Origin of the sequence: Streptomyces sp. NRRL F-5135, from assembly GCF_000719775.1 — a bacterium.
Classification (GTDB): Bacteria; Actinomycetota; Actinomycetes; order Streptomycetales; family Streptomycetaceae; genus Streptomyces; species Streptomyces hebeiensis.
This window is the reverse complement of sequence record NZ_JOHR01000008.1, coordinates 222,680-234,318: the sequence shown is the minus strand read 5'-3', so window position 1 is coordinate 234,318 and position 11,639 is coordinate 222,680. Positions and strand designations below refer to the sequence as shown.

Below are 11,639 nucleotides of genomic sequence, written 5' to 3'. Positions count from 1 at the left end.
CGGGACATGAACAGCCGCGACGATCCGGACCCGGTCATCCGGGCTACGGTGCCGGGCCCGCGCACCCCGCGGAGCGCGGCGACCTCGGCAAGACAGCCCGGCTCCGCACGGAGGACGTCACGCTCGGGGCGAGCAGGCCCGGGGAGCCCGGGTGTCCAGACCCAGCCCGTTACCCTGCTGACTGTTCTCCGGAGGCCGTGGTGGAGGCAGCCCCGGGAGAAGACGCGTCCGGCGGATTCGCCGCTTCGTCGGCGCGCCGGTATTCGGCGTTGATGCGCTTGGCTTCTTCGAGCTGGTCTTCGAGGATGACAATGCGGCAGGCCGCCTCGATGGGGGTGCCGTGGTCGACGAGCTCGCGGGCGCGGGCGGCGATGCGCAGTTGGTAGCGGGAGTAGCGTCGGTGACCGCCCGCGGAGCGCAGCGGGGTGATGAGGCGGGCTTCGCCGACCGCGCGGAGGAAGCCCTGGGTGGTGCCGAGCATCTCGGCGGCCCGGCCCATGGTGTAGGCGGGGTAGTCGTCATCGTCGAGACGGCCGTAGGAGTCGTCTGCTGTCATCGCACCTCTCTTTGCGGAACGCGTGGAGGGGCCTTGGTGCCGTACCCGGCACCAAGGCCCCGAAGGAACTGCTACACCATCTGTCGGCCGTAGTGCTGCGCCGACCCTCTGTTTCCGCGGGCCCGGCCAGAACTCTGCCGGGTGTGCGGGGATCGCGGTTGCGTGACCGGAGACCACCTGCCTATCGATGTCCTGCGGTACCCGGACCGAGCACTTCCGTCCGGGCGATCCTGATGGCGCTCAACTCCTCCGTTCTTCCCTCTGATCACTTACCAAACGGGATCTTCATACTGCTGGTACTGCTGGTACTGCGAACCACTGGTGACCTCGAACAGCGCCACCCTTCGGCAGTCGGCCCTGTCGCCCGTCCTGCATCTGCTCCGGCTCCGGAACCCCACTGCCGAACTTCCCGGTACGCGCGTCCGCAGCGAGACGCCTTTACCGAGGAGCCACTGAACCCGCACTGCTGGTCCTGCGGTACTGCTGATGGCGGCCCCTGATCACTGCGGGCCACCCGGTCCGGTCGTCAGTCCCGTCGCCATCATGCAACCGCTCTGGCTTCGGGACTCCACCACCGCACCGTCCTGCGAACTGCAACTGCGTGTACTGCTGCCCGGCAGTTCATCTCTGCCGGGCCTTCTCGATCTCGGCTACGAGAGAAACCATAGCCACGCCACCGCCCAATGTCTACTCCAGCCAGGACAGATTTTCGTGTATCCGGCGATGAGATAGTCGTCCAGGTGTCGGCGGTGGCCGCGTAGGTGCCGGCGGTGCGTGCTCTCAGGAAACGCTCAGACAGCGTCGCTACTCTCCGCTCCACCCGAACGGGCGGGACGGATCGAGGAGGCGGGTCGTGGGGCGCGGAGGGCAGTCGCTGGCACGGGTTGCGGTGATCGTGCGGGCCGGGGCGGTGCCGCTGTGGTGGCTCGGCGTCCTGGCCACCGGAATCGGGCTCCTGCTGCCCGGCCTGACGGGCCGCCGGATCGGCCTGTACGCGGGGGCCGCGCTCTTCGTCGTCGTCGCGGCGGTCGTCGCGCTGGTGCGCCGGGGCCGGTACCGCGCCTGGGCGGACCGTGCGTCCCGGGCGGCGAAGTACGACTACCTCCAGGACCGCGCCGTCACCTTGCGCAACTGGCGGCGTGCCCACCGCTGGTGGCTGCTGGCCGGGTTCCTCATGGCGGTCGGGAGTTCGTTCGCGCTGCCCGGCGCCGGCGGGCCCGCGCTGGCGGGCGCGGGCGCCGGGCTGTGGCTCAAGGCGGCCTGGCTGGGCCGCCGGGAGCAGCGCGACGAGGCGCTGCTGTGGGTACGGACGGACTGGGCCGGGACCGGGCGGCCGGCAGGCAAGCTGGTGAAGGGGTACCGGACCACGGGCCTCGCGGCCGGCGACGCGGCCCCCGGCGGGGCGCGTCGCCGCCGCTGAACCGGTACGGCCGCTGAACCGGTACGGCCGCTGAACCGGTACGGCCGCTGAACCGGTACGGCCGCTGAACCGGTACGGCCGCTGAACCGGTACGGCCGTAACTCGTACCCGTAATACCCGTACCGGTGCCGCCCGGCGCGCTCGGGGAGTTCCCGGCGCTCGGCCGGCGCTTCCGGCGCTCAGACCTCCAGGCGGCTCTCGATCTTGGCCAGTTGGTGGCGTGCCATCGCCAGGTTCGCCCGGCCCTTGTCCAGCGCCAGGTACAGGAACAGGCCGGTATTGCCCCGTCCCTTGAGCAGCCGGATCAGGTGGTACTGCGTTCCGAGAGTGATCAGGATGTCCTCGATCTCGTCCTTGATGCCGAGCATCTCCAGGGTGCGGACCTTGGCCCGGACCACGTCGGTGTTGCCCGCCGCCGCGACCGTGAGATCGAGGTCCTTGCCGCCGCCGACCGTACCGAGGGCCATGCCGCTGGAGTAGTCCACGAGCGCGGCGCCCAGCGCTCCTTCTATGGAGGTGGTGGCTTCCTTGAGAGCGGCTTCGGTGTTGGCCATGGATGTCGCACTTCCTTTCCGTCCGAGGGCGCTCCGGGGAGTTCCGGGCGCCCGGGTACCGCGAGTGGCTGGGGCGGGGGCCTAGGGGGGCCGGCCCGGGGCAGGGCCCGCGCCCCGGCCCGGGACAAGGTCCGGGGCAGGGGCAGGGGCAGGGGTTCTCAGGCGTTCTCCAGTCGTTCGAGCGCGCCGTCCACCAGCTCGCCGATCCGGGTGCTGGACCTGCGCGCCTCCAGATGGAGGCGGCCCACGTTGATCCGGGGCTCGGCCAGCACCGTCAGGACCGCGGAGGAGCCCGCCGCGTACGTCGCGACGTAGCCGTCCTCGCCGCGGACCAGCAGCTCGCGGAAGCCGCCCTGGCCCGTGGCGTCCGTCAGGCGCAGTGAGACGCCCAGCGCGGCGGCCGTGAGCGCGGCCACCCCCTCGGCTTCCACGTTCGTCGCGTCCGACGCCAGCACCAGGCCGTCGGCGCTGGCCGCGAGCGCCCCGGTGAGCTGGGGGAGCCGGGCCCGCAGGCGCCTGAGTTCACCGAGTACGTCGGCTTCCGCCGTCATCAGCTGTCTCCTCTCGGCGCGCTGCCGCAGAGCGCGCCCCATGACGGTGCGGCGAGGGCCCGGTACTCCGCGGGGAGTCAGAGTCACAGGCTTTCCTCCAGGGCGTCGCGGAGCCGGCGTAACAGGGCGGTGTCCGGGTCGGCGGCCACCGTCGCGACCCAGGAGGGAACCGTCGCGGGCGCGGCGGCCGGTTCGTCGGGGGTTTCCAGCAGGCCGGCCGCGGCCAGCCGCCGGATGTCGAGAAGGGTGTGGAACGCGGGGCGGCCCAGCGCACGGGCGAGGGCCACCGGGGTCCGTGTGCCGTCCGCCAGCGACAGCAGGGCGTGCTGTCCGCGGGTGACCACCTGGCCGGGGGCGGGCGCGCGGGGTGTCACCGGTGCGGTGTCGACGGCCGGGTACGGCCAGACGGAGTCGAGGAGTTCGAGCCGTCGCGCGATCTCGCGCGCGACGGCCGCCGCGGGCACGGGCCGTACGGGGCCGATCCAGTGCTGGGCGCCGTGCCGGAACCGGGTGGGGCCACCGCCGGGCGTGAGGGCGAAGTACGCGGCGTCGAACAGCGCGCCCACGTGGCATATCTCCAACTCGCCCTCGTGCAGCCGGCCGCTCTCCACGAGGAACCGGCCGACCGTGCGGCGCGCACCGGCCCGGTCGACGGCTTCCTCCCAGTCGGCGCGCGACAGCCGGCCGCCCGTGGTGAGCAGGATGTCGATGCCGGGGGCCGCGGGGCTCTCGGCGTGCACCACCCGGCCGTCGGCCAGGTAGAGCGTGCCGTGGTCGCGGAGCAGGGCGCCGGTGGCGTGTTCGTCCGCCAGTCGTACGAGCATCGGGACGATCTCCGAGGGCCCTGACCGTTCCGAGGGCCCTGTCGGCTCCGGGGGGCCCGAGTGGCCGGGGTGACCCGGTATCGGAGACGGCGGGAGCGGAGGAGGCGGTGGCGGAGGAGGAGGTGGTGGCGGTGGGGCCGCCTGGGGTGTCGCCGGGGCCGGACCGGGGCCGCGGGCCGGGGCCGCCGACGGGTGCGGCGCCGCATGGGGCGCGGGGTGGGATGCCGGGGGCGGCGCCGGCGCGGGGGGCGGGGACGGCCGGCGGACGGGCAGCCGGCGCGGGGGAGGCGGAGGGGAGGAGGTCATTCGAGCACCAGCCGTTCAGCGAGCTGTCTGAGCCGTAATCGCGCCAGTGCCAGGTTGCCGCGGTCACGGTCGAGCCAGAGGTGCAGGAACACGCTGCTGTCGAACGTCGTGTCGACAAAGCTCACTATGTGATATCCGGTGCGGGTAGTGACGATCAGGTCCTCGACCGGCGGGCCCTTGTCGGGATCGCCGGAGTCTGTGGGGCCGCCGCCGTCGGCAGGGCCGGTGGCGCCGTGGACGGAGTGCCCGTCCCGGCCGCCCCGTGCGGCGGGACGCCCCGGCACAGGGGCCGGGGCGAAGGCGGTGAACTCCGCCGCCGCTCTCGCCAGTTCGGCCGTCTCCGCCGCGGTCGCCTCGTAGTCGCCGTTGGGCGACTCGCCCGCCGTGCCGAGCGCGAGGCCGCTCGTCCAGTCGACGATCGCCGCGCCGCGCGCTCCGGGCAGGCTCATGGCCTCGTGCAGACACGCGTCGATTCCGGGCACGCGGACTCCCCTCCAGCCGGGCATGCGGGCACACCTGTCCTGCGGACGCACGTACCGTGCGGGCGCACTTGTGTGCGGCAGTAGTCGTGAGGTTACGCAACGTCCGAATGTCAGGCGGAAGTTCTGGCAATTTCCAGCCGAACATGACGATCGAGGAACGGGAGGTACGGGGCAGTACGGGAAAATGGCCGGAAATAGCCAGAGTTGGGTGTCCCGCGCGGGAACTTTTCGCGCCGTGGCGGCTTCTGGGGAGGCGCCGTTCACCCCGGAACGCCGGGTTCGGCGGCCCGGGGCCCGGTTCGCGCCCCGGTCGTGCCCCCGTCCGTACCCCGTCCGTGCGCCGCCCCGCGGGCCGGCTCAGCCGTCCAGGAGCGCGTCGGTGTGGTCCCCGCCGGACTCGGTGACGACCTCTTCGACGCTCTGGGCGGCCCGTACGGTCGCGAAGCGCACGTCGCCGCCGGTTGTCACGGTGAAGCCCAGGACGGCCGGCCGGGCCAGGCTGTTGTAGGCGTAGTGATTCGTGAAGTAGTACGCGCCGGTGTCAAGGGCCGCGACGAGATCGCCCTGGGAGAGCAGCGGCAACGGCCGGTTCTCGGCGAGCAGGTCGCCCGCGAAGCACGCCGGGCCCGCGATGTCCTGCGCGACCGCCGGGCCCGTCCTGGGGCGGCCCCCGGCGTCGTACGCGGCGATGCGCAGCGGCCAGGAGACCGGGTCGTAGACGGTGCGGGTGGCCACCTGGGCGCCCGCGTGGGTGACCGCGATGGGGCGGCCCCCGGCGGACTTCGCGTACTCCACCCGGGTGAGGACCGTGCCGTGTTTCGCGAGCAGAGAACGTCCGAATTCCGTCACCAGTCCATAGCGCCCGTCCAGCAGACCGGGAACGGTGTCCTTCAGCAGCCGGGCGTACGCGCCATGGCCCGGGGTCTCCTCGTCGGAGGCGAAGTTGACGGGGACGCCGCCGCCGATGTCGAGCGTGTCGATCTGCCGATGCCCGGCCGCCGCGTTGATCTCCTCGGCCAGCTCGAAGGCCGCCCGTACGCCCTGGGCCATGAGGTCCAGGGGGACGCCCTGCGAGCCGGAGTGCGTGTGCAGCCGGGTCAGCCAGGGGCGGTCCAGGTACGCCTGGACGACCCAGGCGCGGGCACCCTCGTCGCGCAGCGCGACACCGAACTTGGAGGTGGCGGTCGCGGTGGACAGCGCGCCGATGGACCCGGCGCCGACCTGGGCGTTGACCCGCAGTCCGCAGGGTGCTCCCGGCGCTCCCGGTCCGGCGGAGGCGACGAGGGCGTCCAGCCGGGCCAGCTCTTCGGGGTTGTCGGCGTTGAGGGCGATGCCGAGCGCGAGGGCCTCGCGCAGCTCCGTGACGGTCTTGGCGGGGGAGTCGAGGACGGTGCGGCCGGCCGGTACGCCGGCGGCGCGCGCGAGTGCCAGTTCGCCGGGGCTCGCGACCTCGGCGCCGATGCCCTCGGCGGCCAGCAGGCGCAGCACCGGCACGAGGGGCGCGGCCTTCACGGCGAAGGCGTGCAGCACCGGGGTACCGGGGGCGGTGACGGCGTCGAAGGCGGTGCGGAGCGCGGCGGCGGAGGCCCGGATCCCGGCCACGTCGAGCAGCGCGACGACGGGCGACGCGTCGCTGATCAGGCCCTGCGCCACGGCGGCGCGCACAGCCCGGTCGCGGCGGGCCGCGCGCCCCGCGGCCCCGCCGTCGGCGCCCTCGCCGGCCGGGGCGAGGCCCGTGCCGCCGGGGGCGCCGGGCGCGTCGGACGGGGTGCCGCGTGTGTCGGACGGGGTGCTGGATGCGTCGGCCCGGGTGCCGCCCCGGGCCGCGTCCCGGCTGCCCGTCCGGCTGCCGTCCTGGGCGTTCCGTATGCCGCCGTCCCCGCTTCGCGGGGGTCGCGCCGGGGAGTGCTCACCAGAGGCCATGCATGCCAGCCAATCATCCCAAGGCCCGCCATGCAGCTGTTGACTATAAGTATTCATCGATCCAAGATGTGAATAGATCGGCCAACAGGTTCACTCGGAGGAGGCATCGCCATGTCAGGACCCCGCCCCGTACGGGCGCCGCGCGGTACGGAACTGAGCACCCTGGGATGGCAGCAGGAAGCCGCGCTCCGCATGCTCCAGAACAACCTGGACCCTGAGGTAGCGGAGCACCCCGACAAGCTCGTCGTCTACGGCGGCACGGGCAAGGCCGCCCGCGACTGGCGCTCGTTCGACGCCATGGTCCGTACGCTGCGGACGCTGAAGCAGGACGAGACGATGCTCGTCCAGTCCGGCCGGCCGGTGGGCGTCATGCAGACGCACGAATGGGCGCCGCGCGTCCTGCTCGCCAACTCCAATCTGGTCGGCGACTGGGCGAACTGGGAGGAGTTCCGGCGCCTGGAGGCCCTCGGCCTGACCATGTACGGGCAGATGACCGCCGGCTCCTGGATCTACATCGGCACGCAGGGCATCCTCCAGGGCACCTACGAGACCTTCGCCGCCGTCGCCGCCAAGCGCTTCGGGGGCAGCCTCGTCGGCACGATCACGCTCACCGCGGGCCTCGGCGGCATGGGCGGCGCCCAGCCGCTCGCCGTGACCATGAACGACGGCGTGGCGATCTGTATCGACTGCGACCCGCGCGCGATCGAGCGCCGTATCGAGCACCGCTACCTCGACGTGAAGGCCGACAGTCTGGAGCACGCGCTCCAACTGGCGACCGAGGCCCGCGACGCCCGCCGCCCGCTCTCCGTCGGTCTGCTCGGCAACGCGGCGGAACTGCTGCCCCGCATGCTCGCCGAGGGCGCGCCCATCGACATCGTCACGGACCAGACCTCCGCGCACGACCCGCTCTCCTACCTCCCGCTCGGCGTCGACTTCGCCGACATGGCCTCGTACGCGGCCGAGAAGCCCGCCGACTTCACCCAGCGCGCCCGGGAGTCGATGGCGCGGCACGTCGAGGCGATGGTCGGCTTCCTGGACGCCGGTGCCGAGGTCTTCGACTACGGCAACTCCATCCGCGGCGAGGCGCAGCTGGCCGGATACGACCGGGCCTTCGCCTTCCCCGGCTTCGTGCCCGCCTATATCCGGCCGCTGTTCTGCGAGGGGAAGGGGCCGTTCCGCTGGGCGGCCCTGTCCGGCGAGGCGTCCGACATCCACAAGACCGACCGGGCGATGCTCGACCTCTTCCCGGAGAACGAGTCCCTGCGCCGCTGGATCACCCTGGCCGGGGAACGGGTCCACTTCCAGGGCCTGCCCGCCCGGATCTGCTGGCTCGGCTACGGCGAGCGCGACAAGGCGGGCGAGCGCTTCAACGACATGGTCGCCTCCGGCGAACTCGCCGCCCCGCTGGCCATCGGCCGCGACCACCTGGACTGCGGCTCGGTCGCCTCCCCGTACCGGGAGACCGAGGCGATGCTCGACGGCTCCGACGCCATCGCCGACTGGCCGCTGCTCAACGCCATGGTCAACGTCGCCTCCGGCGCCTCCTGGGTCTCCCTGCACCACGGCGGCGGCGTCGGCATGGGCCGCTCCATCCACGCCGGACAGGTCTCGGTCGCGGACGGCACGAAACTCGCGGGCGAGAAGATCCGCCGCGTCCTGACCAACGACCCCGGCATGGGCGTCATCCGCCATGTCGACGCGGGCTACGACAGCGCGGAGTCGGTCGCCGCCGAGCGCGGGGTCCGCGTCCCGATGCGCGAGGGCGGGGCCGAGGGCGCGGGCGGGTCCCCGGACCGGGAAGCCGCAACGGCCGAAGGCGGCGCCGCGTGACCCGGCCCGCCACGCCCGGCCCCACCGATACGGGCGCTCCCGCGAACCCCGGCCCCGGCCCCGCCGGTACGGGCGCGGTGCCCGGGGCCGCCGCTCGGGCCGACGGGCCGGACGCCGCCGACCAGGCCGACGACGTCGCCCGGGTTGGCGCGGCCGACCGGACCGACACGGTCGCCCACCGGCCTCCCTCCTTCCACGAGATGTGGCGCGATCTCGCGCCCCTGGGCCGGGACGCTGGCAGCCACGGCTACCGCCGCTACGCCTGGACCGCCGCCGATACCGACTGCCGTGCGTGGTTCCGGGCACAGGCCGAGGCCCGCGGGCTGGTCCACGAGGTGGACCGCAACGGCAACCAGTGGGCCTGGCTCGGTGACCCGCTCGCCGGTGACGCCGTCGTGACGGGGTCCCACCTGGACTCCGTCCCCGACGGCGGGGCCTTCGACGGGCCGCTCGGTGTCGTCTCCTCCTTCGCCGCGCTCGATGAACTGCGCCGCCGGGGCGCGCGGTTCACCAGGCCCCTTGCCATCACCAACTTCGGTGACGAGGAAGGCGCCCGGTTCGGACTCGCCTGCGTCGGATCCCGGCTCACCGCCGGACAGCTCACCCCCGAGCAGGCCCATGAACTGCGTGACGGCGCCGGTGTCCCGCTGCCGAAGGCCATGGAGGCCGCCGGTCAGGACCCGTCCGCACTCGGACCCGACCGCGAACGCCTCGCCAGGATCGGCGCGTTCGTGGAGCTGCACATCGAGCAGGGCCGGGCCCTGGACCTGTCCGGCGACCCCGTCGGCATCGCCTCCGCGATCTGGCCGCACGGCCGCTGGCGGTTCGACTTCCGCGGCGAGGCCAACCACGCGGGCACCACCCGCCTGGCCGACCGCCGCGACCCCATGCTCACCTACGCCGAGACCGTCCTCGCCGCCCGCCGTGAGGCGGAACTGGCCGGAGCCCTCGCCACCTTCGGCAAGATCTCCGTCGAACCCAACGGCGTCAACGCCATCCCCTCCCTCGTCCGCGGCTGGCTGGATTCACGCGCTTCCGACCCGGCCGCGCTTGACACCGTGGTCGCCGGCATCGAGGCCGCGGCCCGTGAGCACGCGGACCGCGCCGGGATCGAGCTGAGCGTCGTACGGGAGTCCTTCACCCCGGTGGTCGAGTTCGAGCACGCCCTGCGGGACGAGCTCGGCTCGATCCTCCGCCGGAGCTCCGGCGGACGGCCCGTCCCCGTCCTCGGCACCGGCGCCGGGCACGACGCGGGTATTTTGTCCGGCTCCATCCCGACGGCCATGCTGTTCGTACGGAACCCGACCGGCGTCTCGCACTCGCCGGCCGAGTCCGCGGCGGAGGACGACTGTGTGGCCGGGGTCCTGGCTCTGGCCGACGTACTGGAAGGACTCGCGTGCTCATGACGACGTATCCGGCGGCCGTGACCCCGCGGGGCACGGCGGCGCCGTCCTCCCCGCCGCCGGCGTACGCAACACCGCGGGCCTCCCCGGCGGCACCTGCCTTCCCACTGGAAACCCCAGCGGACCCCCCGGCGGCATCCGCACCGGGATCCTCTTCCCTCGCGGCATCCCACGCCGCGACCGCGTCGGCCGCCTCCGGGTCGAGAACCCGGGCCGCCCGGCGGCCCGGGTCCTCGAAGACCGTGGCGTCCGACAGGACGCAGGTCACCGACGCCCCGCCCGCCCCGCACCCGGGGCCGGACACCCGGGTCCCGCCCGACCCGGACACGCACGAGACCACCTACTGGCTCGAACACGCCTGGCTCGAGAGCCATGTCGAGCACGGCGTGACCATCGGGGTCACCGGCGGCCGGATCGCCGCCGTCAGTACCCGGGCCGACGCCCCGCCGCCCGGTGCCACGGTGCTGCGCGGGCTCACCCTCCCCGGGCTCGCCAACGCCCACTCGCACGCCTTCCACCGCGCCCTGCGCTCCACCGTCCAGGTCGGCTCCGGCACCTTCTGGACCTGGCGCGAGGTCATGTACGGCATCGCCGCCAAGCTCACGCCCGAGACCTACCACGCACTCGCCCGCGCCGTGTACGCCGAGATGGCGCTGGCCGGCATCACCTCCGTCGGTGAATTCCACTACCTCCACCACGCGCCGGACGGCACGCCCTACGACAACCCGAACGCGATGGGCGAGGCCCTTCTCGCGGCCGCCGCCGAAGCCGGAATCCGGATCACGCTCCTCGACACCGCCTATCTCGCCTCCGGCATCAGCGACCGGCGCGGTGGCAAGCCACCCGAGCGCCACCAGCTCCGCTTCTCCGACGGCACCGCCGACGCCTGGGCCGAGCGCGCATCGGCCCTCGAGGACAGCGACCACGCCCGGATCGGCGCGGCGATCCACTCCGTGCGGGCCGTGCCCGCCGAGCAGCTCGCGACCGTCGCGGAATGGGCCGGGGCGCGGGACGCCCCACTGCATGTCCACCTCTCCGAGCAGACCGCCGAGAACGACGCCTGCCTCGCCGTCCACGGCCGCACCCCCACCAGGCTCCTCGCCGATCACGGCGTCCTGGGCAGCCGCACCACCGGCGTCCACAACACGCACCTCACCGACGAGGACATCGCCCTGCTGGGCTCCTCCCGCACCGGCACCTGCATGTGTCCCACCACCGAACGCGATCTCGCCGACGGCATCGGCCCGGCCGCCCGGCTCCAGGAGGCCGGCTCGCCCCTGTCCCTCGGCAGCGACAGCCATGCCGTCATCGACATCCTCGAAGAGGCCCGCGCGATGGAACTCGACGAACGGCTGCGCACCCGCCGACGCGGCCACTGGACGGCCAATGCCCTCCTGCGCGCCGCCACCGCCGACGGCCACGCGGCGCTCGGCCGGCCGGACGCGGGCCGGATCGAGCGCGGCGCGCTCGCCGACCTCGTCACGATCGCCCTGGACTCGGTCAGGACCGCCGGCACCCTGCCCCGGCTCGGAGCGGAGACCGCCGTATTCGCCGCCTCCGCGGCGGATGTACGCCACACGGTCGTGGGCGGCCGGCATCTCGTACGGGACGGGGTCCACACCCTGGTCCCGGACGTGCCCACCGCCCTGGCCGAGTCGGTCGCCGCCCTGCGCGGCTGAAGGATCCTTGCCCTACGGGCGTCCGATCAGGTCGCGCGACCCGGACGGGCACGGGGCAAGGACCACTGAACCCGCCGGGCCCGGACAGGGACGGCCACCGTCCCGCACCCG

10 protein-coding genes are annotated in these 11,639 nt (G+C 73.5%); 4 read left to right on the top strand and 6 right to left on the bottom strand.

Translation table 11 applies throughout. The annotated features are described in order from the left end of the window. Positions 1 to 169: 169 nt before the first annotated feature. On the bottom strand, positions 170 to 556 hold the full coding sequence (locus IG02_RS0116005; RefSeq protein ID WP_051765108.1) for a MerR family transcriptional regulator: 387 nt from the start codon (positions 554 to 556) through the stop codon (positions 170 to 172). 853 nt (positions 557 to 1,409) lie between these two features. On the opposite strand from IG02_RS0116005, the gene IG02_RS0115995 reads away from it, so the two are divergent. After that, the gene (locus tag IG02_RS0115995) at positions 1,410 to 1,976 is read left to right on the top strand and encodes a hypothetical protein (RefSeq protein ID WP_030747463.1); all 567 of its coding nucleotides are present in this window, start codon (positions 1,410 to 1,412) and stop codon (positions 1,974 to 1,976) included. Between the two features lie 179 nt (positions 1,977 to 2,155). Here IG02_RS0115995 and IG02_RS0115990 read toward each other — a convergent pair whose 3' ends face one another. The 5 genes from IG02_RS0115990 to IG02_RS0115970 form a co-directional block, all read right to left on the bottom strand. Further along, positions 2,156 to 2,530 (bottom strand): hypothetical protein, encoded by a 375-nt coding sequence (locus tag IG02_RS0115990; protein WP_030747461.1) that lies wholly within the window; start codon positions 2,528 to 2,530, stop codon positions 2,156 to 2,158. 158 nt (positions 2,531 to 2,688) lie between these two features. Continuing rightward, positions 2,689 to 3,081, bottom strand: coding sequence for a roadblock/LC7 domain-containing protein (locus IG02_RS0115985; protein ID WP_030747458.1), 393 nt, complete (start codon positions 3,079 to 3,081; stop codon positions 2,689 to 2,691). Positions 3,082 to 3,164: 83 nt separating this feature from the next. Next, positions 3,165 to 3,905 carry a hypothetical protein gene (locus IG02_RS0115980; protein ID WP_030747456.1) on the bottom strand — a complete coding sequence of 247 codons (741 nt, stop codon included), beginning with the start codon at positions 3,903 to 3,905 and terminating at the stop codon, positions 3,165 to 3,167. Positions 3,906 to 4,207: 302 nt separating this feature from the next. Continuing rightward, positions 4,208 to 4,693: a hypothetical protein gene (locus IG02_RS0115975; RefSeq protein ID WP_030747453.1), complete on the bottom strand. Its 486-nt coding sequence runs from the start codon at positions 4,691 to 4,693 to the stop codon at positions 4,208 to 4,210. Between the two features lie 357 nt (positions 4,694 to 5,050). Further along, complete coding sequence (locus IG02_RS0115970) at positions 5,051 to 6,616, bottom strand: diaminopimelate decarboxylase (RefSeq protein WP_078854520.1); 1,566 nt, start codon at positions 6,614 to 6,616, stop codon at positions 5,051 to 5,053. A 111-nt stretch (positions 6,617 to 6,727) separates the two neighbouring features. Between IG02_RS0115970 and hutU the strand changes: the two genes are divergently transcribed. The 3 genes from hutU to IG02_RS0115955 all read left to right on the top strand — a co-directional run bounded on the left by hutU (position 6,728) and on the right by IG02_RS0115955 (position 11,528). Then, positions 6,728 to 8,446, top strand: a complete 1,719-nt coding sequence (gene hutU, locus IG02_RS0115965) for a urocanate hydratase (protein WP_051765106.1) — start codon at positions 6,728 to 6,730, stop codon at positions 8,444 to 8,446. A gap of 200 nt (positions 8,447 to 8,646) precedes the next feature. Beyond that, the gene (locus IG02_RS0115960; RefSeq protein WP_030747446.1) at positions 8,647 to 9,852 is read left to right on the top strand and encodes an allantoate amidohydrolase; all 1,206 of its coding nucleotides are present in this window, start codon (positions 8,647 to 8,649) and stop codon (positions 9,850 to 9,852) included. Positions 9,853 to 10,091: 239 nt separating this feature from the next. Continuing rightward, positions 10,092 to 11,528: a formimidoylglutamate deiminase gene (locus IG02_RS0115955; protein ID WP_078854544.1), complete on the top strand. Its 1,437-nt coding sequence runs from the start codon at positions 10,092 to 10,094 to the stop codon at positions 11,526 to 11,528. The last annotated feature ends 111 nt before the right edge of the window (positions 11,529 to 11,639 follow it).